Annotated in this window: 25 protein-coding genes; 19 read left to right on the top strand and 6 right to left on the bottom strand. The window is 52.9% G+C overall.

The genetic code is table 11. The features are described 5' to 3' along the window. The first annotated feature begins 539 nt into the window (after positions 1-539). Complete coding sequence (gene rcsA, locus BVU99_RS02630; protein WP_025303351.1) at positions 540-1,169, top strand: transcriptional regulator RcsA; 630 nt, start codon at positions 540-542, stop codon at positions 1,167-1,169. Positions 1,170-1,386: 217 nt separating this feature from the next. On the opposite strand, the gene dsrB is transcribed toward rcsA, so the two are convergent. The 4 genes from dsrB to BVU99_RS02610 form a co-directional block, all read right to left on the bottom strand. Then, positions 1,387-1,587, bottom strand: a complete 201-nt coding sequence (gene dsrB, locus BVU99_RS02625) for a protein DsrB (RefSeq protein WP_004935117.1) — start codon at positions 1,585-1,587, stop codon at positions 1,387-1,389. 361 nt (positions 1,588-1,948) lie between these two features. Further along, positions 1,949-2,962 carry a tyrosine-type recombinase/integrase gene (locus tag BVU99_RS02620; RefSeq protein ID WP_099817121.1) on the bottom strand — a complete coding sequence of 338 codons (1,014 nt, stop codon included), beginning with the start codon at positions 2,960-2,962 and terminating at the stop codon, positions 1,949-1,951. Between the two features lie 2 nt (positions 2,963-2,964). Next, complete coding sequence (locus BVU99_RS02615) at positions 2,965-3,528, bottom strand: BRCT domain-containing protein (protein ID WP_099817120.1); 564 nt, start codon at positions 3,526-3,528, stop codon at positions 2,965-2,967. 86 nt (positions 3,529-3,614) lie between these two features. Next, on the bottom strand, positions 3,615-3,917 hold the full coding sequence (locus tag BVU99_RS02610) for a helix-turn-helix transcriptional regulator (protein WP_343227011.1): 303 nt from the start codon (positions 3,915-3,917) through the stop codon (positions 3,615-3,617). A 95-nt stretch (positions 3,918-4,012) separates the two neighbouring features. On the opposite strand from BVU99_RS02610, the gene BVU99_RS02605 reads away from it, so the two are divergent. The 13 genes from BVU99_RS02605 to BVU99_RS02550 all read left to right on the top strand — a co-directional run bounded on the left by BVU99_RS02605 (position 4,013) and on the right by BVU99_RS02550 (position 11,983). After that, positions 4,013-4,363, top strand: a complete 351-nt coding sequence (locus BVU99_RS02605; protein ID WP_134942542.1) for a hypothetical protein — start codon at positions 4,013-4,015, stop codon at positions 4,361-4,363. 15 nt (positions 4,364-4,378) lie between these two features. Further along, on the top strand, positions 4,379-4,579 hold the full coding sequence (locus BVU99_RS02600) for a hypothetical protein (protein ID WP_099817119.1): 201 nt from the start codon (positions 4,379-4,381) through the stop codon (positions 4,577-4,579). Next, the gene (locus BVU99_RS02595) at positions 4,576-4,848 is read left to right on the top strand and encodes a hypothetical protein (RefSeq protein ID WP_099817118.1); all 273 of its coding nucleotides are present in this window, start codon (positions 4,576-4,578) and stop codon (positions 4,846-4,848) included. The genes BVU99_RS02600 and BVU99_RS02595 overlap by 4 nt, the downstream gene beginning before the upstream one ends. Before the next feature lie 287 nt (positions 4,849-5,135). After that, positions 5,136-5,333, top strand: coding sequence for a hypothetical protein (locus BVU99_RS02590; RefSeq protein ID WP_060417854.1), 198 nt, complete (start codon positions 5,136-5,138; stop codon positions 5,331-5,333). Further along, entirely contained in the window at positions 5,330-5,473 is a 144-nt protein-coding gene (locus tag BVU99_RS25080) for a hypothetical protein (protein WP_168186795.1), read from the top strand. The genes BVU99_RS02590 and BVU99_RS25080 overlap by 4 nt, the downstream gene beginning before the upstream one ends. A 9-nt stretch (positions 5,474-5,482) precedes the next feature. Then, a complete protein-coding gene (locus tag BVU99_RS02585) occupies positions 5,483-5,701 on the top strand; it encodes a TraR/DksA family transcriptional regulator (protein WP_099817117.1) in 219 nt (72 codons plus the stop codon). Positions 5,702-5,704: 3 nt separating this feature from the next. Next, a complete protein-coding gene (locus tag BVU99_RS02580) occupies positions 5,705-6,526 on the top strand; it encodes a Dam family site-specific DNA-(adenine-N6)-methyltransferase (protein WP_099817116.1) in 822 nt (273 codons plus the stop codon). Beyond that, positions 6,523-6,792, top strand: a complete 270-nt coding sequence (locus tag BVU99_RS02575; RefSeq protein ID WP_033654158.1) for a DUF3850 domain-containing protein — start codon at positions 6,523-6,525, stop codon at positions 6,790-6,792. The genes BVU99_RS02580 and BVU99_RS02575 overlap by 4 nt, the downstream gene beginning before the upstream one ends. After that, entirely contained in the window at positions 6,786-7,703 is a 918-nt protein-coding gene (locus BVU99_RS02570; protein ID WP_099817115.1) for a DNA cytosine methyltransferase, read from the top strand. The genes BVU99_RS02575 and BVU99_RS02570 overlap by 7 nt, the downstream gene beginning before the upstream one ends. A 38-nt stretch (positions 7,704-7,741) precedes the next feature. Continuing rightward, positions 7,742-10,228, top strand: a complete 2,487-nt coding sequence (locus BVU99_RS02565) for a replication endonuclease (RefSeq protein ID WP_099817280.1) — start codon at positions 7,742-7,744, stop codon at positions 10,226-10,228. Between the two features lies 1 nt (position 10,229). Further along, positions 10,230-10,574, top strand: a complete 345-nt coding sequence (locus tag BVU99_RS02560; RefSeq protein WP_049187601.1) for a hypothetical protein — start codon at positions 10,230-10,232, stop codon at positions 10,572-10,574. 123 nt (positions 10,575-10,697) lie between these two features. After that, the gene (locus BVU99_RS02555) at positions 10,698-11,207 is read left to right on the top strand and encodes an S-4TM family putative pore-forming effector (RefSeq protein ID WP_049298275.1); all 510 of its coding nucleotides are present in this window, start codon (positions 10,698-10,700) and stop codon (positions 11,205-11,207) included. After that, positions 11,204-11,983 carry a nucleotidyltransferase gene (locus BVU99_RS02550; protein WP_075201102.1) on the top strand — a complete coding sequence of 260 codons (780 nt, stop codon included), beginning with the start codon at positions 11,204-11,206 and terminating at the stop codon, positions 11,981-11,983. Before BVU99_RS02555 ends, BVU99_RS02550 begins: the two co-directional genes overlap by 4 nt. Before the next feature lie 883 nt (positions 11,984-12,866). On the opposite strand, the gene BVU99_RS02545 is transcribed toward BVU99_RS02550, so the two are convergent. Both BVU99_RS02545 and BVU99_RS02540 read right to left on the bottom strand, forming a co-directional pair. After that, positions 12,867-13,901, bottom strand: coding sequence for a phage portal protein (locus BVU99_RS02545; protein WP_049233645.1), 1,035 nt, complete (start codon positions 13,899-13,901; stop codon positions 12,867-12,869). Then, positions 13,902-15,671, bottom strand: a complete 1,770-nt coding sequence (locus tag BVU99_RS02540) for a terminase family protein (RefSeq protein ID WP_099817114.1) — start codon at positions 15,669-15,671, stop codon at positions 13,902-13,904. It abuts the gene before it with no gap. 187 nt (positions 15,672-15,858) lie between these two features. Between BVU99_RS02540 and BVU99_RS02535 the strand changes: the two genes are divergently transcribed. From BVU99_RS02535 to BVU99_RS02515, 5 genes are all read left to right on the top strand, one after another. Continuing rightward, the gene (locus BVU99_RS02535; RefSeq protein ID WP_099817113.1) at positions 15,859-16,659 is read left to right on the top strand and encodes a GPO family capsid scaffolding protein; all 801 of its coding nucleotides are present in this window, start codon (positions 15,859-15,861) and stop codon (positions 16,657-16,659) included. A 60-nt stretch (positions 16,660-16,719) separates the two neighbouring features. Further along, complete coding sequence (locus BVU99_RS02530; RefSeq protein WP_049187593.1) at positions 16,720-17,814, top strand: phage major capsid protein, P2 family; 1,095 nt, start codon at positions 16,720-16,722, stop codon at positions 17,812-17,814. Positions 17,815-17,817: 3 nt separating this feature from the next. Then, a complete protein-coding gene (gpM, locus tag BVU99_RS02525) occupies positions 17,818-18,474 on the top strand; it encodes a phage terminase small subunit (RefSeq protein WP_099817112.1) in 657 nt (218 codons plus the stop codon). A gap of 91 nt (positions 18,475-18,565) precedes the next feature. Next, positions 18,566-19,087, top strand: a complete 522-nt coding sequence (locus BVU99_RS02520; protein ID WP_099817111.1) for a head completion/stabilization protein — start codon at positions 18,566-18,568, stop codon at positions 19,085-19,087. After that, a complete protein-coding gene (locus tag BVU99_RS02515) occupies positions 19,087-19,290 on the top strand; it encodes a tail protein X (protein WP_033654167.1) in 204 nt (67 codons plus the stop codon). Before BVU99_RS02520 ends, BVU99_RS02515 begins: the two co-directional genes overlap by 1 nt. Positions 19,291-19,298: the final 8 nt, after the last annotated feature.

The following is a 19,298-nucleotide window of genomic DNA, read 5'->3' as shown; positions in this document are numbered from 1 at the left end:
TGATTTATAGCAACAATTAAGCTACACATTCCGGTCATAATGTTAACTTTTGTTTGTTGTTATGATAAAAAAAGAAGTGCTTATCATTAGCATGGAGAGCAAAAATATCTATAAGATAATGATTTTTATATGTAAAAAGTCAAAAACACCAGGGGGAGCGCTTTTTGACCACTCAAAAAACGCGCTGAAAGACATCAAAAAAACGACACATGAATTTTTTTTAAGACTTTTCCTAGCAAACTAAAATTTTGTTTCGTGACATGATGAACAGATTAGCGGCAAGCAATGCAGACAGGCACGGGCGCCAAGCGCAAATCAGGCTCAACATGCCTAAGCTGGACGAGCAGCAGATCGCCCTGACTTAAGCCAAACTTATAGATTCATGCAATTAATAAGTTTAGTATGAAAATATCATTGAGTGCCGTCGTGTTTATTGATAGAACACTCGCTACACTGAATTATTGTTCCATTTTGCCTTTCGGCTTTTTAGGCTTTTTCTCATATTACCGCAGTAAAACGGATTTAAGTGGGGGTGCGATATGCCAACGATTATCATGGATTCATGTAGCTATACCAGATTGGGGTTAACCGACTATCTGACTTCGCATGGCGTGAAGAGGCGCCATATTAATGCCATCGAGGACATTGACAGCCTGCATGAAAAATGCAGCAAGTTAAATCCGAGCCTGGTGTTTATTAACGAGGACTGCTTCATCCACGAAGCAAACGCCACCGAGCGAATAAAACGGGTGATTTCACTGCACCCGGATACGTTATTCTTCATCTTCATGGCCATTACCAACGTACATTTCGACGATTATTTATATGTTCGCAAGAACGTCATCATATCGTCAAAATCCATCAAACCAGAGACTATGAATCAGCTACTTAGTCACTATCTCGAGAGAACGTCCCTCCGTACGGAGAAATCCTCTCTGGATCAAACGCCGGTAACGCTGAGCCAGACTGAATCAAACATGCTACGCATGTGGATGTCCGGTCAAGGTACCATCCAGATATCAGACCAGATGCAAATAAAGGCCAAAACGGTCTCTTCCCACAAGGGAAACATCAAGCGGAAAATAAAAACGCACAACAAGCAGATCATTTATCACGTTGTTCGTTTGACCGATACATTGACCAGTGGAATATTCGTCAATAGCCGCTGAACCACAGAGAACGCCCCCGCTCTGTTTTACCAGCCGTTAAATACCCGGTGATAATGTCATCTGGATAGCAGCCGCTGGAACCACAAAAAAATACCTGCTGCGTTATCCCCCGCTAGCGCAACGGGTATTTTTTTGCCGTCGATAAAAAAAATCTTACCGCAATGAAATAATCTCAAAATGGACAATTTCATTAGCAAATTAATGAGATTAACCTAAGTTACTGCCCGTGCTCGCGGCAGGGCTCCACAAACGTGCCGTCACGGCTGTCGATTTCATTAAAAAACCATACGCCCGCCGGGTAGTCGTCAAGAGAAACCAGATACATGGTGCCTTCGTTGAACACCTCTACGGCCAAAATCACGCCTTCACGCCGCGGGCCTCCGTCTGTTTTTACCGTCACTCGATCGTTAACCTGCATACCCTTCCCCATTATTTGCGATTGCCGTCAGTGTATTACAAAAGCGAGGGCGATGGACACCACTCCAGCCCTGCCGGCCTCTGCTATCAGCGTAGCAGCCGCCTGGATTTTCACTTTCTTAACGGTTTGGCCGCAGAATCTTAAGCCGGTCTCGCGTAGCCTGTCTTCAGGCGTTTCCCCCCCAGAGAAGCGCTCGCAAATGAAGTAACAAGGAACTTTTGCCCGCAGACTTGCGGGCTTTTTTTTGATCTCCTTGTGGATGTAAGGCGCTGAAGGTGAAATTCATCACTTTAAAATCAATTAATTACTAAAATCACATAAATCAATGAAACGAATCTAAGCGAACCGAGAGCAATCAGGCTCAACCTAATTTTGGCAAAATGTGGACACTATCATCCTGGTGATATTCCAGCGGGTTGAATCTCACGGCATCGAGCAGATAATCAGGCGCAAAGTGCGCATAGGTCATAGTTTGCTCAATGGTGGCGTGCCCTAAAATCTTTTGTAGGGCAAGAATATTGCCGCCGTTCATCATGTAGTGAGAACCGAACGTGTGCCTGAAAACGTGCGTTGCCTGCCCGTTCGGCAAGTCGGGGATCAGTTTTTTCAGTAACTGACGCACCCGTGTGTAACTCAACTTAGGGAACACTCGACGCTCAACAATGGAGCCTTTGATGTCCTTGAACAACTCCGGCGAGATAGGGACGGTTCTATCCTTCCCGTTCTTTGTGTCCACATAGGTGACGCGATTTTTAATGATGTGTTCGTCGAGCAGGCTTTCGACTTCGCCGAAACGAGCACCAGTAGCCAAAGCAAGCCGAACGGCCCGTATGTCATTTGGGTGCGTTTCCTGCAACAGCTGCGCGATCTGAGGCTTGGTCAAGAACGCCATTTTAGAGCGCTTTGTCTTCGCCCGCTTCAAGCCTTTCATCGGGTTTTCGCCATGAAATTTACCGGCGGCCGTCAACGCGGTAAAAACCCCACTTAGTCGGATCTGCATATTGTTGATAGTCCGAGGGCTAATCCCTTCCGTGAGACGGGCAGCGCGATAATCAGAGAACAGCTCATGCGTGATCTGATCGGCTCGCGGGTATTTCATGTACGCATCAAAGGCAATCAGTGCCAAATATGTGCAGCGGCCCGCCTTGAGCGTTTGGCCGTAGTGCAACCACCATAGCTCTATCAGTTCCGAGAGCGGCCGGCGATCTTTGGGCTTATCCATCCACCCCTTATTATGCTGGGTGGCAATCACCCAGCGTTCGAACGCCTGCGCCTCTGCTTTCGTTGGAAATTTCTTGCGAACGCGCGGCCCGTCACGCCCTTGTGGACGAACATCTACCAACCATTCGCCACTGCCACTGGATTTTATGCTCATATCTACCTGTCATAGTCATCAGGCAACTCACCAGTTGCGACCAGGGATAAAAACTCGTCCTCCCTTAAAATGAGAGTGCCTTTTTTTCGGGCTACCTCTAATTTTTTCGGGCCGGCGTTGTAGCCGCCGCAAAGGAAGTGAAGGTTTACGGTGACGTCGCTTCTAACGATCATTCCATGCTCTGAGGCAACAGCGGCAAGCCGCGCCTTGTCATCCTTCTTGAATCCGGTAAAGCAGATTTCCATCGGCCCGCTGAAGTCAAGCGGCCTAAGCATCGCGGGGGATTCATAACGTTTATATTGTTTTTGCTCCCGCAGCTGAGCAAAAATCGGCAACTCTTCAGCGTCGGGGGACTCAAGCAGGAACTGGCGTACCTTCTCGGTATACTCTTCGGCTTCCTGCATGTCGCCGAAAAAGCCGATAAAACGGTCTAACCGAAATGTTTTATAGCTGGCACTACGCATGCAGATGCCTTGGATATAGTCGCCAACTCGTTCAGGTGATGACAGGCCGTAAGATGAAACCTTCTTGCTCGCTGTGATGTAGGTAAAAAATAAATCTTCCACTTAAAACTCCTTTTATGGTTATTCCCAGAAATACGACTCTTTACAAATTCCGCCCGCACCCCAATTTGTCCATATTTTATATATAGTTAGCCAACCTTCCGGCCGCTTTGGTGGTTGGGTGTGCTGTTTTGCCCATCAGGGGAGAGAGCCGGGGAGATTTGCCCAACTTCGGGCATTGTCTTCCCGGTCATGATCCACATCGTGTATTTTTCGAACTGTGGGTGTTTAACAATCTTATCCAGAACGCCAAGCCCAACCTCTCGCTGGCCGGTTTCATAGTTTCTGATCGCGCCCAGACTTACCCCCGTTAGTTGCGCTAGCTCCGGCTGCGTTAATTTCTCTGCATTACGAACCGCTTTAAGTTTTTCGCCGTACCCGCTTGACATCATCCTCTCCTGAAGATTATCCTCACCCAATACATCCTCAATTGAGGATTATTTAAGTGAAGCGAAGTTAATTTAGGTTGATCTGCCGAGGATAACGCATGAAAGGCCAAGCTCAAAGAAAGGTAAACGAAGTTAATCAACCGCGATCACAGGTCCGTGTCGGGCGTCATGCCGGGCGCTCAACCTCAGAAAATCGCGCTACCGAATTGGCGTTGGAGTACATCACGAAGAACGGCATCAAGCCGCGTATGACCCTCAAAGAATTCGCCGAATTCTTCAAGATGCCGCTGGAACAGGTGCAAAGCGATGCGCGCCGCAACTACCTGCCGTTGATGCCTCGCACGACCCCAGGCCGCCGCGAACTGTTGCAGGTGAACATGGTTGCCTACTACGCCCACAGCCTGGCGGCCAGCGGCAACTACATCGCGAACGCTACGGCATTTCAATAAGCCGGGAGGATAGCCATGCACGCATTAATTAAAGTTAGCCGGCATTCATCGAGTTATCGCGGATTCGTCATTACCCATAGGCCACGCACAGCCGTAAACAAGATCACCAGATATGAAGTAAGCCAAGGCGATCAGTCTTATGGCTTATTCGATGCGCAAGCACAGGCGACCGGCTATATCGACCAACTTTACTCACAGCACCAGGCGGCAGCATGAAACAGGCATATATCACATTAGTGGGCGACCTGCTGGCGCAGTACCACGCCAAAGCCAACAACATCAACGCCGCCTCGGCGATCGCGCCAGCTGTACGCGCTGTTTCACTGAACGATTACGCATTCCGTCTGTGCATCGGCCTAACTGGCCTGCTGAGTACAGCAGAAGCCGCCGGCCACGCCCCGGACGCCGCCGTTATCGACTGTCTGATCATGCGCTGCAACAACGGCGATATTCCTCACCCGCGAGCGGTTGAACAGTCCGCATGAGCCGGGAAAGCCCGGCCCTATCTGAGAGCGCACCCTCCCATCAACGTGTGGGGGATTGGCGTCCGGGGTGTGCTTCCAGATAGGCAATGAAACCCGGTTGCGTCCTTACAAAAGAATGGGCTGCTTAGATCGGACGATTGCCTTCTCATGCGCCGGGCATGGCTAAAACCCGGCATATATTTCAGTGGGCACATTAAGCGCTTACTGAAATATATCCACCACCCGAAATAAAAAATGCCGCCTTTTTGGTGGCGGGTTTCCTACATCCTGAATTCAGGGGGGGTTTTATGAACGAAGCCGAATTAATGAAGTTGCTTGCGGATGCCCGCTGCGTTTCACGGCTGCAACTTCTGGAGTTGTTGAGCACGAGGATTGAACGCCTTGAGGCCGACAACGCCACCCGCGATCAAATCCTTTCCATGCTGAAAAGCTGGATTTCCGCCCGCCAAAAGGTCGGCACTCAACAAGAAGGTGCCGCGAAATGATGAAGTTATGTTTTGTCATCGCCGCCATCTGGGCCGTCGTTGCTTTCGGGCTGGTCGGCCTGCTCACCTACCGTTACTGCAAATTCTGTCGTGCCTTCAATCGCCAGTGTTTGCAGCCTGAAGAACGCAATTACGACTAAGGACGCCCAATGGCCGATCAGATCGACATGGCACAGGAACGGCATCAGCTAATCCTTGACGCCCAAATCAAAAACGCCCGCCCGCAGCCTTGCGGGCCTTCTGCATTTCACTGCGAAGAATGCGGATCACCCATCCCTGAGCAGCGCCGCCGCCTGATTCATGGCGTCAGCACCTGTGTGCACTGCCAGGCCACCAGAGAAGCAAAATCACGCCATTTCAAGGGGTAAACCATGACCAGAACAGCCCTTAAGTGGCTGGGCAGCAAGGCCGGCATCATTGACACCTTGCGCCCGTACCTGCCAGCCGGTAAGCGACTGGTTGAACCGTTCGTCGGCAGCGGCGCGGTGTTTCTCAACACCGACTATGAAAACTATTTGCTGTGCGATATCAACAGCGATCTGATCAACTTCCACAACGTCGCCAAAAACCTGCCGGACGTCCTGATCCGCGAAGCGCGCAACCTCTTCAGGGAGCACGCCAGCGAGGCCGGATATTACGCCGTGCGAGCCGATTTTAACCTGCGCTGCGACACTAATTTCCTGTACCGCGCCGCGCAGTTCCTTTACCTGAATCGCCACGGCTTCAATGGTGTTTGCCGCTACAACCTGCGCGGCGAGTTTAATGTGCCGTTCGGTCATCGAAAAGCGCCCTATTTCCCCGAAGACGAGATCCGAGCTTTCTCTGAGAAGGCGCAGGCCACAAAGGCGATTTTCCTGTGCTGCGCATTCCAGGAAGCGATCAGGATGGCACAGGTCGGCGACGTGATTTATTGCGATCCGCCCTACATCCCGGCCAGCGCCACAGCCAATTTCACCAGCTACCACACCGACGGCTTTACCTGCGAACAGCAGAGAAAGCTGGCGCGCATGCTGCGCATTGCGGCAAAACGCGGCAGCCACGTCGTAGCCTCGAACAGCGAAACCGAAGCCGCGCGGGCGCTGTACTCCGATTTCACCATCACCACCGCCACCGCACGCCGTTCTGTCAGCGCCAAAGCTGCCAGCCGCGCAACAGCTGGCGAGATCATCGCAACTTTGAAGGCAACAGCATGAAAAAACACGAACTAAAGATCCTGCCGGAGCATTTCGCGGCAGTAGTCAGCGGTGAAAAGAAAGCAGAGTTTCGCATCAACGATCGGGGCTATTCCGTCGGCGATCTGCTGTGCCTGTTCGAATACGGATGGCTGAAGGATTGCGATGGTCTTGAAGGATTTTCAGGTCAGCACGTTTGGGTGCGAATCACCCATGTTACCGATTTACACCCGTGGAAACCGGGTTACGTCATGTTGAGCATCGAACGAGGGCCATTCAAATGCTGAAAGTGAGCGATCTCTTTGCCGGCCTAGGTGGTTCATCTACCGGCGCAAAAATGGCAGGTGCTGAAGTGGTTTGGGCTGGTAATCACTGGCCCGCCGCCGTCGAAGCCCATAAGGCGAATCATCCCGACACGATCCACGTTTGCCAAGACCTGCACCAGGCTGACTGGTCAATGATGCCTCAGCACGATCTGATGATGGCCTCACCGTGCTGCCAAGGCCACAGCAAAGCACGCGGCAAGAAGGTAGGAAACCCGCAGCACGACGCCAGCCGTTCCACGGCGTGGGCGGTGGTATCTGCTGCCGAATTCCACAGAATGCCGAAAGTCATCATCGAAAACGTGCCGGAGTTCCTTCAGTGGGGGCTTTACCCAGCATGGGAAGCGGCAATGCAAGCCCTGGGATATTCTCTTGCGCCGCACATCGTGGATTGTGCTGATCTTGGTGTTCCGCAAAACCGCGTGCGACTGTTCATTATCTGCACCCGTAGCAAAAACCCACTGTTCCTGAAGTTACCAAAAATGCCGCATGTGCCGGCCAGCACCTTTATCGACTTCGACGCCGGTAAATGGCAACCGATTGAAAAACCGGGGCGCGCCGCTGCAACGCTGGAGCGCGTTAAAAATGGCCGCGCACAATTCGGCGATCGATTCCTTTTCAGCTACTACGGCAACACCAAAACAGGCCGCTCTATTTCCCGTCCGATCGGCACGATCACCACGCGCGATCGATGGGCGGTTGTCGACGGCGATCGCATGCGCATTTTGACCCGCGACGAAAACTTGCTGGCAATGACGTTCCCGGAGGACTACATCAAACCGCCATCGCACAAGTTGTGCGTTCACATGGGAGGAAACGCCGTTCCACCGAAAGCCATGTGTGAAATTATCACTGCGTTGGAAGCGCAAGCGTGAGTAAAGCGTCACGTGGCCGCTATGAACCATCACCGCCGTTGCCATACCCTGGCAGCGGCGCGCCTGCTTTTGAATGGGCCTTTCCGTGGAACGCCCCACGCCCGGCGATCGAGCCACCTGTAGACCTGCTGGCCGAAAGCCAGAAACAGACCGAAGAACAGATCTCCGCCACCCTGCGCGCGCATCATCTGCTTGAGCAACAGCCGCAACTGATCCAGCGCGATGTGCGTTACCACGTCAGCAAGTTGGAAGAATCCCAGGGCATCCGCCGGGGCAATGCGTACTTGACGAAAAACTTTGTCGAGCGCGTATTGCCACGGCTTGATCTCGTCAACAAGAAATACCGCATTTCAGAAAACAACATCGACGCCGATCTGTGCCAGCGGTTCAATCGGTTGCCAGATGCCAGCCGCGCCGACGTCGAGCTGTTAGCCAAGGATATCGCAATCACCATCAAGCGCGAGTTAAGCGTGATCGATGAAGATGCCGGCAGTGCTTCAGAGTTCCTGAGCGTGTTGGAACTATACCTGGGCGCTGCCGCCCTGACCCGCCGATTCAAACAAACACCGCCGCTGTGGGATACCTATCAGTCTGACAGCGAAAAAATGACGGTCGAGAATACCGGGCCGGCGGTGCGGCGCATGCTGTCCGAAAACTGGTGGCTGCGCCGCCTACGCCGGCATGCTGACCGATGGAAAGAGCACTTGCATATCGCGATCGGCCACGTCAGCAAGAAGGCGACGCCATACGCCAGCCGGCCAACCGTCGGAGACTGGCGGGAACAGAAGCGGCGCACGCGCGAATTTCTCAAGTCGATGGAACTTGAGGACGACGAGGGCAACCGCATTTCGCTGATCGACAAATACGATCACAGCGTGGCGAACCCAGCGATCCGCCGTTGCGAGCTGATGGCGCGCATCCGCGGCTTTGAGAATATCTGTAATGAAATGGGCTTTGTGGGAGAGTTTTACACCCTGACGGCCCCTTCTCGCTTCCACGCCACCAACAAGCACGGCCACCGCAATAAAAAATGGCGCGGAGCCAGCCCGGACGAAACGCAGCGCTACCTGCGCGGCGTCTGGGAGCGCGCCCGCGCCAAGCTGCACCGCGAAGACATTCGAATTTTTGGGATCCGCGTGGCCGAGCCGCATGCCGACGGTACGCCGCATTGGCATATGTTGCTGTTCATGCGTCCTGAAGCCGTGGAACAGGTGCGCAGTATTCTGCGCAGCTACGCCTGCGAGGAAGACGTCGGCGAGCTGTACAGCGAGCGCACCAGAAAGGCCCGTTTCCACGCTGAAGCCATCGACCCGGAGAAAGGCAGCGCCACCGGCTACATCGCTAAATACATCAGCAAAAACATCGACGGTTACGCGCTGGACGGCGAGCTTGACGACGACAGCGGCAAAGAGCTGAAGGAAGTCGCCCCGGCGGTGTCTGCCTGGGCGGCCCGCTGGCGTATTCGTCAGTTTCAGTTTATCGGCGGCGCGCCGGTAACGGTTTACCGTGAGTTGCGCCGCATGGCCGATCATGAAACCGCCGTCGGCCTGAGCGTCGAATTCGCTGCCGTGCACGATGCCGCCGACGGCGGGCTGTGGGCGGAGTACGTCAACGCCCAGGGCGGGCCGTTTGTCCGCCGCGATGATCTGGTCGTGCGCACCTACTACGAGCCGGCAGAAACACCCAACGATTACGGCGAAGACGTGATCCGGATCCGTGGGGTTTTCTCTCCACCAGTCGGCATCGACACGCCAATCATCACCCGCACGACAGAATGGAAGTTTGTTCCGGCGCGTGCCGTTGACCTGGCCGTTGACCTTAAGGGCGCGCCTGCGCCCTCTCGGAGTTCTGTCAATAACTGTACGGCATCGCCGGAAAGGTTAAAAACCAAACAGCTACCGGAGCCACCGCCACCACCTGAAAACCTCAATTTTGAGCAATTAACCGACAAAGAACGGCGGTTGTTGCTCCGGCGGATACGCAGCACACCACCAGAAAGAGTGAAAAACCCATACGCGGCAGTCGCCGAGGGCTTCGCCTTACCTGATGAGGGGGATTATCTGCCCCAAATCCGGGCAAAACAGCCAGATCCGGACAGCCTAGCACGCTGGCGCGAACAGATTCGCCAGGAACAGCAGCAGCGTGCGCTGGCGTATTTCTACCTGGGCGACATTCAGGATGCAGAAGCTGACAGACCGGCGGGCGCGAGCGAGGGGATCGGCACGCTACACCGGCCACTCAGTCCGCAGGAACGCCGGATAGAAAGCTTCGCTGAGTCGATAGGCTTCAGCCTGGACGACAACATTTTGAAGGCGGCGGCCAAAGGAGCAACGGTGATCGTTGATGGGAAGCGATATAGAGCGCGGGCTGACGGTTGCTTGTACCTACAACCGACGCCAGCGGCCACACCAAGCGTGCTGACTCGCCTTACTGCGCTATGGAAACAGCAGGTATCCGAGAAGGAAAGGCTTATCGGCAATCATTTGAGAAGAGAAGCGGTAAAACAAAAGGAATCGGAGGAATAGTATGACTACATCAGCAGAACGTAAACGCAGCCAGCGCCAACGCGACAAGGCCAACGGTATCACCACAATAACCCTGCGCGTCGATAGCCAGGAAATGGCGATGATCCTGGAAGGTTGCCGGCAGCGCCGGATCGCGAGGGAACCTTACGAGGTGACGGAATACCTGATCGGTCTCATACGGCAAGACAACAAGCTGTTGCATAAACAGCTGGCAGAGTTGCGTAAAAGTAGCTGCGGGAAATGCGGCGACACCTTGCCAGGTGAGCCAAACGGATGTTGCATGCAGGGTGATTCCCAGTGTTGGCAGACGACCGGCTACAGAAAGTTGATGTTGACAACACTATAGCACTATCAGCAGACATCATATTGCAACAGAGGAAAAATGAGTGTAAAAACTGAGATTTGAGGTATGGAACTATGCGCTATAATTAACCCCCTCATGTTAAAAAATATTATTATTAGGTTTGAAATGAATAGACAACTTATAGAAAAAATTAAAAATGAATGCCTTCGCATTGAAGAGGATGCGCTCTATTCGTCGAAGTCACATTATAATGCCTCTGTTCCATGGGATAAATGCAATTTAATAGTTGGCGTGGCTATAGCAATATTAGCTGCACTTACTGGATTAAGCGCTGTAAAAGATATGACAATAGTAACAATAGTTATATCCATAATACTGACGATTTTGACTGCAATAAATACTGCTTTGAACCCAAGCAAGAAGGCGAGTCAGTACAAATCCGCAGCAGGAGAATATAATAACCTTAAAAATAATGTACGGATATTTCGCGAGATCGAACTACATGAAACAAACTTGCCAGATAAAGAATTGAAAGAGAAAATACAAGTACTTTCTGATTATAGGAATCAGTTAAATATTACTTCACCAACGATCCCTCGCTGGGCTTATAAAATGACCCAATCTGACTTCAAAAATGATTTTGTTACTTACGACGTTGACAAGGAAAATAAATGAGCGTTCAATCATATTTAGATTCTATAGCTAGAAATGCGATTTTGAAAGATAGCTCGGTAACAACATCGATAGCTACATTAAAAGCAAGACTGAATTTATATTTTAATGCTACAGATGTGACTAATCATTTTACATTTGGTTCAAACACCAGATATACGATGCTGCCAAGAAAATACGATCCTCAGTCTGATGTTGACTATATGATTGTATTTAACAATACCGGCTACCAACCACAAACCTATCTCAATAAATTGAAAAACTTTGTTGAATATTATTATACATCATCAGAAATAAAGCAAAGCCACCCAACTATAAGGTTAAACCTTAATCATATTACTTTTGAATTAGTCCCAGCAATATATAACATATTTTATGGATATCAAATCCCCGCCCCTGCTGATAATTTCCAATCATGGATAAATACAGATCCTAATGCTTTTAATCTTAGCTTAACAGAAAAAAACAAGAATAATTATCACCTAATAAAACCATTAATAAGAATTTTAAAATACTGGAATGCTAATGCCGGATATGTTTTTGAGTCTTATGAATTAGAAAAAAACATCGTGAGCATGAACTTTTTCTTTTGTCATAACATAAAAGATTACTTTTACAGTGCGGTAGAATCAATTTATTGCTCCTATTTAGCGCCACAATGGAAACAAAACGCCGTAAACAAGCTAAAGAATGTGGTAGCAGAAACGAAGTTGAACGAAGCTAATGGATGGAACTTCTTAGCTGAAGCAGAAATAAAAAAAATACTACCTGAAATTTGAAATAAATAGAAATCTAAAACTATAAGCACAGATAAAAAAACTGTGCTTATTTATGTGCTGCATCTGTAGTTTATAAAGTTAGCGTAATTATACTCGTTTACACCAGCCGTATGAAAACACGAGAACACCGACAATAGCGTATTTTACTGTGCGTTTTCTCATATTTAACTTTACTCTCACACATTATGCCCCAAACTAAAATCTGTGGTAGTAGATAGTTGCGGTGAATTAATATTCAAAAAAGTGAATAACACCAGCCCGGCGACATAAAAACCCGCACATTACCGCCTCCACCAAAGCGCCTACACGCCACACAGCGAGGCGCTTTTTCTTTGCACCAACGATCGCACATCAAATCTGATCGCCTCGCAGCGATGCGCAGGTGAATGCGGTGCGGGGTTTGCGGCGGATAGGCAGGAAAAACGATCCCCATCGATCCCCTGTTCCGTGCCGTCCCCCCCGCCCCCACGCTGCATGCTTAACAATTCACTTTTTATGCAGTAGGAAAAAGGCGCTAAAGCCTTGTCTGGTGCGGTTTTGAGGGGTGATTAGGTATGCAATGAACTATGCGGATTGTTGCACTTAGGATATGCGGCGTTTTTTTGGCAAAGAATCACTTTCGATCTCTGCAAAAACCGCGTTTGCGGGTTGAGTGCCGACATTGAGCATGGCAGGCGACTTGGCGTTATCCTGCCACGTCACATTTTAATTTTCAACAGCTGTGTGACGCGACATTTTAATGAAAAAAAACGCCTGTGACATGTCACAATAGCGCACGGATAATGAATGCGATATGAATAGCGCCGCATAAGAATGCAAAAACCGCCTTTCGGCGGTTCACATTACATACATCAAGCAAGCAACTTAATAAGCTAGTAACTCATTATTCATTTTTGAGCAGTTCATACGGGTTGAAGCTGATCACTTCCTCCCCTACCCAGTCGTTTAGCTCGCAAAGGCGCTCTTGCAACGGGGCCAGCTCATTAATCGCAAATACCCGCGCGGCCTTTTCCACATCCCCGAATCCGCCGGTGTTATTTGGCAAAATCCCCATCAACTGCGGCGGCGTGCGCTGGGACGCCAGCTGATCGTCGCGCGTCACGTTCTTGATGTTCAAAAACTCATCTTTCGCCGCCACCTCGGCCAGCGGGATAAGCTGCAAGCCGTCCGGCTTACCGCCAGGCGCATACATGAACAGATTGCGGAAGTTGCCAGGCCCTTTCGATTCCTTCAGCGCTTTGCGCAGGTTGTCGATATCCTCCTGTTTGTGCGCGGCATCGTTCATGTACAGGATAAAGCCGGCATGGCTGCCGTTGAGGTAGTATTTCCGGCGAAACAGCGTTGCGGCCTCGTTCAGCCAGATGGAGTTAAGCGAGGAAAGATATTCAGGAACGCCGTAGATCTCCTGATTAATGTCCGGGTCAAGCAGGTGGAAAATGGTGCCATCTTCAAACTGATGCGGCTCCGCCCACGATTGAACGAACCAATAGGAGTCCGTATTGACGCCACGGCGGGTATATTTCGCCAGGCTGGGAACCAGCTTCATTATCCCGCCGAGGCGGTTGTAACGCGACTCCATAAAGCTGTTGCCGAACACCATAAAATCCTGCGCATAGCGGCTGAAATCCTGCTTTGACAGCAGTCGGTGGGGCTTGAACATGCTCACTAAGATGTTGCGCTTCATCGTGATCGGTGAACTGTGATGAACCGCCGCGCGGAACGTCTTCGCCAGGCCGTTGAACGAGATAGGCGGTTCATACCAGCGATCGACGACGCAGCACTCCAGATAATCCAGAATCTCGCGCCGATCCAGCATCGGGATCGGGTCGCCGAAGGTGAACGCCTCGACGTGTTGCGCGCCAGTCTGTTTCTGTGTCGTCGGCTGGGCGTGCTTGCGGCCCCGGTTGCGCTTGCTCATTTAGTAGATCTCCATAAAACCTGTATTGCTACCGGTTGCCCCTTCGAGCGGTTCATTGAATAAGGCGTGCATGACGGCCCAGGCCACATCGCCGTGGCTGACGCCTTCGGCGCGGCTGGTGACATAGGTTGCCCGGCGGCCGGTGGCCGTCATTTGCTTGCGGATGGACATAAACGCCTGGGCGATATCCAGCGCGCCGGCATCAAACTCCAGGCGGCCGGAACGGATCACGTCGCGGGCCTTCAGCACGAGGTCGGTTTTCATTTCCAGGCTGTAGTTGATGGCGTTCACCGCCGGGAAGAATTGGCGCACCAGTTGCGACACCGCACGGCCCAGGCCGGTGTTGTCGATACCGATATAGCTCACGTTGTAACGTTCGGTCAGCGCCTTGATGTTGCGGGCCTGCGCCGCAAAATCCATCCCGCGCCACTGATGGCGCTCCAGCACCCGGAATTTTCCGCCGGCAACCAGCGGCGGCAGGATGACCGCGCACCCGGCGCTGTCGCCATCCTCAGAACTGGCAGGGTCATAACCGAGCCAGACTTCGCGCGACGCTACCGGACGCAACGCAAACGGCTTGACGTCCGTCCAGTGCTCCCAGCTGTCCACCATGCAGCGCTGCATTTCGCCCATCGGGAAGACGGACGATGTATCGTCGATGAAGTTGCACATGAACAGGTTGTCAAAATCTTCATCGCTGTTTTCCTCTCGCAGCTCGTCAAGGTCAAACAGGTCGCAGCCGCCGCGCAACGCATCTTCAATGTTGACGATCTGGCGGAATTGCTTGTCCTCGCAGAGCACGCCGCCGGCCAGGCGTTTATAGCTAACGTCAATTTCACGGCGGCGATCCTTGGATTTCCCCTTGTTGAAGAACGTGCCATTCCAGAAGGCATAGGCCTCATGCGTCATGCTCGACGGGGTGGAAAAGTAGGTCGAACGGTAGCGGGTTTGCGACGCCATACCCGATGCGGCGCGGCGCAGTTTCTTGAAGCCGGGGATCCAGAAATATTCGTCCAGATACAGATTGCCTGGCCGGCCCTGTGCGGTGTTGGAGTTGGTGCCGAGGAAATGCAATTCCGCCGCGTTTGGCAGGATGATGGTTTCCCCGCGCAGCTCCACATCGACCTCTTGCGCAAATGCCATGATGTAGTTTTTGAACTGGTGCGCCTGTGCTTTCGAGGCGGAAACAAACATCTGATTGCGCCCCGTGTCCAGGGCGTCGATCAGGGCTTCTCGTGCAAAATAGTACGTCGCGCCGATCTGGCGCGATTTCAGGATGTTGCGGATACGAAAATCTTTTGACAACCCCGCCTCGTACCAGCGCCGCTGATAGGCAAACATCTGTTCGAGAAAGATTTCTTTCAGCCGGGCATGCTGTTCGTCGGTGAAAACGTTCTTTTGCGTGCGCCGGCGCGGCCCGGCGTTTCGGCTCTCAATGTTGGGGTTGAGATCGGCCTCATTGCCGCCGCCGTTGTATTTGCCGATGCGCGCGTGCCGTTCCGCCTGGCGCGCCAGCAGGTCAATTTCCTTGAGGTCGCGCCCTTCTTTGTCCGGCTTCAGTATCAGCTGGCAATAGCGGGCGGCGGTGGTGATCTGCATCTGATCGAGCGGGCCGTAATCGTCCCACTTGTCGCGGCGTTTCCAACTGTGTACCGTGACGGGATTCTCCCCGATCATCTCGGCTATGCGAGTGACGCGAAGCCCCTGCCAATACAGGTACATGGCCTGACGGCGGGGATCAAGATCGGTGCTGATAGTAATAGCGCTCATGCTTTATCGGCCTGAATTTCAACGTTTCAATACCGAAAGGCTACCTACGCGCCACAACCAACACCCCTAAAGCGCCTTGTGCCATCGACCACACAAAGCCGCCGCGTTGTCCCGCCATCCCGCCCCAGCCAACATAGGCCAAACACGGCCAATACCGGCCCATCTGCTGACTGATCGGGGCTTACCCATGCCAATATCAAAATTTTTCCGCGTCGCCGTTGAAGGCGCGACCAGTGACGGCCGCAAAATCGAACGCCGGCATATCGAAGAAATGGCGGAAACCTTCTCGCCAGCATTCCGCCCGGCGCGTGCCAACCTTGAGCATTACCTGAGCATTTTTCCAAACGGCGACTTTAAGGCCCAGGGCGATGTTGTCGCACTGAAGGCGCAGGAAATCACCTCCGGCCCACTGAAAGGCAAGCTGGCGCTGCTAGCGCAGGTTGATGCGACGGATGGGCTGGTGAAGCTGAACAACGATCGGCAAAAAATTTACACCAGTATCGAGTATTACCCGCAATTTGCCGACACCGGCAAAGCCTACCTGACCGGGCTGGCGTTTACCGACAATCCGGCGTCGCTGGGTAGTGAACCCATGAAATTCACCGCCAACAACCTGGCCGAAACCAGCGGGCTGCACTTCGGGGCGATGGAAGAAACCGTTATGGAATTTGACGCGCCAGAAACCGAAAAACCAAACCTTCTGACCCACATCAAGGCCATGTTCAGCAAAAAACAGCACTCCGATGACGGGCGTTTTTCCGACGTTCATCAGGCGGTGGAGTTTGTCGCAGAACGTCAGCAAGGGCTTGAAACCAAAGTCGAAGCATTTTCCGGTCTGAAAACCACCGTCGAATCGCTGGAAAGTCAGCTGAAAGACGCGAAAACAGAGCTTTCCGAGCTGAAAACCACCCTCAGCACTACCGACCGATCGACGCACCGCCGAGACCTGTCAACCGGCGGCGGCGATGAAGTTTTAACCGACTGCTGACGGACTAACGGCGAAAACAGGCACCGCATCGACATAAACGACCGGAACAAGGAACAATCAATGAAACCGAATACCCGCAAGCAATATAAAATGCTGCTGAGCCAGGTCGCGAACCTGAACCACATCGAACCTGAAGACGTAGCCGCAAAATTCACCGTTGATCCGACGGTAACGCAGCGTCTGGAAGACAAGATTCAGGAAAGCAGCAGCTTTCTGAAACAGATCAACATCATTCCCGTTGACGAACAGAGCGGCTCTAAAGTCGGTCTGGGCATTGACCGCCCTATCGCCAGTACGACCAATACCGACGACAAAGAACGTGAACCGATGGATCCAAGCAGCCTGGACGAAGTGGGCTATGTGTGTACCCAGACCAACTTTGACACCGCGCTGAAATATTCCAAGCTGGACGCCTGGGCCAAGTTCAAAGACTTCCAGATCCGTATTCGCAACCAGATCGTGAAGCGCCAGGGCCTCGACCGCATTATGATCGGCTGGAACGGCATCAGCCGGGCTAAAACCTCGGATATCACCGTCAATAAGCTGTTGCAGGACGTTAACATCGGCTGGTTGCAGAAAGTTCGCAAAGGTGCGCCAGAGCAGGTGATGGATAAGGTGCTGGGCGAGGACGGCAGCGTTGTGTCGGAAAAAATCCGCATCGGTATCGATGGCGACTATCACAACCTGGATGCGCTGGTGATGGATGCCGTCAACGAGCTGATCGCGCCCTGGTTCCAGGACGACACCGAGCTGGTCGCCGTTGTCGGCCGCTCCCTGTTGGCGGACAAATATTTCCCGCTCGTCAACCAGGAACAGCCGAACACTGAAGCCCTGGCCGCCGATATCATCATCAGCCAGAAGCGGCTGGGCGGCTTGCAGGCGGTGCGTGTTCCGTCCTTCCCTGACAACACCATTTTCATCACCCGACTGGATAACCTGTCGATCTACTGGCAAGACGGCACGCGCCGCCGCCATATCATCGACAACCCGAAACGCGACCGCATCGAAAACTACGAGTCCGTCAACGAAGCCTATGTCGTTGAAGACTACGAGGGCGTGGCGCTGATCGAAAATATCCAGATCCTGAAAGCGAAAGCGCCAGCGCCAGCCGGCCAGCAGCCAGTGCAGCAACCAACGGAAAATCCGGAGGGCTAATCCATGAGCAGCCCGGCACGCAGACACAAGCACTACATTGCCGCGCAGCAGTCCGCCTCACTGGATGAGGCGGCCAGCCTGAGCCATCTGGGCAACTACGACCTGCTGCTGTTCAAGATGCAGCAGGATCTGGCGCGGCTGAGCGGCGTCGAGTCCCACGAAACCAAAGCCGAGTTGAAGCGCGGCATGCTGCCTACTTACATGCCGTGGGTAGCCGGTGTGCTGCAAAGCGACGCAGGCCGGCAGGATGCGATCCTGATGCGCGTGCTGGTATGGTTTCTGGATATTGGCAACCTGGAATATGCCCTTGATATCGGCGAGTACGCCATTCGGCACGATCTGGTTGCGCCCGACGGTTTCGACCGCTCGACCAGTTGCCTGCTCGCCGAAGAGATCGCCGCCGCTGCACAGCGCGATCTTTCCGCCGGCCGGCCGCTGAACACGGCGCAGCTGCAACGCGCGCAGCAACTGCTGGCAAATCAGGACATGCCCGATCGGGTGAAAGCCCGTCTGTTCAAGTTTGTTGGCTATGCATTGCGCCAGGACGGCGACGCCGTGCTGGCACTGGACATGCTGAAAAAAGCCCTGCTGAAAGATGAAAACTCCGGCGTAAAAACGGATATCAAGCAGCTGGAAAAAGCCATTCAGGCAGGAAGTTAACCGAATCGCCCCCGGCGAGGGCGGCACGGGAGCCGCGACAGGTTTAAACCGCATCAACGCTCCCGTCCACCGCCCATCTACAGGAAAACGTATGGTCAGCATCGCAATAGAACCCGCGCCCGGCGACAAAAAGCCCGGCAACGCGCTGGAAATCGACATCGCCAAGCAGCCGACGCCGCCGGCCAGCACCGTCATCAAAAATACGGACTTTTGGCCGGATATCGACCTGAAACAGTACCGCGAAGACATGCGGCAGGACGGCACCATCACCCAGCCGCGTCTGCTTGAGGCGGCGCGGAACGCCATCAACGAAGTCAACGATCGGCTGGCAGGCTGGCGCAAGCAGCAGCAACGCGCGGGCTACAGCGAACTGGAACAGGTTCCCGCCGATCACCTGGACGACGAGAGCACCCGCCTACAACTTTATCGCCGTGCTGTGTTCTGTCTGACTCAGGCCAGCGTTACCGAGCGTTTTCGCAGTTTCGACGCCACGGCCTCCGGTTCAAAGCGCGCCGACGCTATCGAACCGTCGATCGATGATCTCCGCCGCGATGCAGATTGGGCCATCAATGATCTGCAATCGCTGCCGCGCATGACGGTCGAGCTGATCTGATGAAGGTGTATGCACACCAGGGCGACACCGTTGATGCGCTGTGCCAGCGCTACTACGGCAAGACGCAGGACGTGACCGAGCAAGTATTGCTGAATAATCCAGGTCTGGCAGACCAGGGGCCGATATTGCCGCACGGCTACCCGGTCGATATGCCGGACATTGTTCAATCCGAATCGGTTCAGACCCTGCAACTGTGGGATTAATCCCAGCG

This window comes from Serratia sp. OLAL2, assembly GCF_002752475.1.
GTDB lineage: Bacteria > Pseudomonadota > Gammaproteobacteria > Enterobacterales > Enterobacteriaceae > Serratia > Serratia bockelmannii.
The sequence above is the reverse complement of the archived record's forward strand: the minus strand, read 5'-3'. Positions and strand labels throughout refer to the sequence as shown.

Coding starts and splice junctions, on each gene's coding strand:
- rcsA (WP_025303351.1), top strand. CDS start 540: ATGCCAACGATTATCATGGATTCATGTAGCTATACCAGATTGGGGTTA.
- dsrB (WP_004935117.1), bottom strand. CDS start 1,587: ATGCAGGTTAACGATCGAGTGACGGTAAAAACAGACGGAGGCCCGCGG.
- BVU99_RS02620 (WP_099817121.1), bottom strand. CDS start 2,962: ATGAGCATAAAATCCAGTGGCAGTGGCGAATGGTTGGTAGATGTTCGT.
- BVU99_RS02610 (WP_343227011.1), bottom strand. CDS start 3,917: ATGATGTCAAGCGGGTACGGCGAAAAACTTAAAGCGGTTCGTAATGCA.
- BVU99_RS02605 (WP_134942542.1), top strand. CDS start 4,013: ATGAAAGGCCAAGCTCAAAGAAAGGTAAACGAAGTTAATCAACCGCGA.
- BVU99_RS02600 (WP_099817119.1), top strand. CDS start 4,379: ATGCACGCATTAATTAAAGTTAGCCGGCATTCATCGAGTTATCGCGGA.
- BVU99_RS02595 (WP_099817118.1), top strand. CDS start 4,576: ATGAAACAGGCATATATCACATTAGTGGGCGACCTGCTGGCGCAGTAC.
- BVU99_RS02590 (WP_060417854.1), top strand. CDS start 5,136: ATGAACGAAGCCGAATTAATGAAGTTGCTTGCGGATGCCCGCTGCGTT.
- BVU99_RS25080 (WP_168186795.1), top strand. CDS start 5,330: ATGATGAAGTTATGTTTTGTCATCGCCGCCATCTGGGCCGTCGTTGCT.
- BVU99_RS02585 (WP_099817117.1), top strand. CDS start 5,483: ATGGCCGATCAGATCGACATGGCACAGGAACGGCATCAGCTAATCCTT.
- BVU99_RS02580 (WP_099817116.1), top strand. CDS start 5,705: ATGACCAGAACAGCCCTTAAGTGGCTGGGCAGCAAGGCCGGCATCATT.
- BVU99_RS02575 (WP_033654158.1), top strand. CDS start 6,523: ATGAAAAAACACGAACTAAAGATCCTGCCGGAGCATTTCGCGGCAGTA.
- BVU99_RS02570 (WP_099817115.1), top strand. CDS start 6,786: ATGCTGAAAGTGAGCGATCTCTTTGCCGGCCTAGGTGGTTCATCTACC.
- BVU99_RS02560 (WP_049187601.1), top strand. CDS start 10,230: ATGACTACATCAGCAGAACGTAAACGCAGCCAGCGCCAACGCGACAAG.
- BVU99_RS02555 (WP_049298275.1), top strand. CDS start 10,698: ATGAATAGACAACTTATAGAAAAAATTAAAAATGAATGCCTTCGCATT.
- BVU99_RS02550 (WP_075201102.1), top strand. CDS start 11,204: ATGAGCGTTCAATCATATTTAGATTCTATAGCTAGAAATGCGATTTTG.
- BVU99_RS02545 (WP_049233645.1), bottom strand. CDS start 13,901: ATGAGCAAGCGCAACCGGGGCCGCAAGCACGCCCAGCCGACGACACAG.
- BVU99_RS02540 (WP_099817114.1), bottom strand. CDS start 15,671: ATGAGCGCTATTACTATCAGCACCGATCTTGATCCCCGCCGTCAGGCC.
- BVU99_RS02535 (WP_099817113.1), top strand. CDS start 15,859: ATGCCAATATCAAAATTTTTCCGCGTCGCCGTTGAAGGCGCGACCAGT.
- BVU99_RS02530 (WP_049187593.1), top strand. CDS start 16,720: ATGAAACCGAATACCCGCAAGCAATATAAAATGCTGCTGAGCCAGGTC.
- gpM (WP_099817112.1), top strand. CDS start 17,818: ATGAGCAGCCCGGCACGCAGACACAAGCACTACATTGCCGCGCAGCAG.
- BVU99_RS02520 (WP_099817111.1), top strand. CDS start 18,566: ATGGTCAGCATCGCAATAGAACCCGCGCCCGGCGACAAAAAGCCCGGC.
- BVU99_RS02515 (WP_033654167.1), top strand. CDS start 19,087: ATGAAGGTGTATGCACACCAGGGCGACACCGTTGATGCGCTGTGCCAG.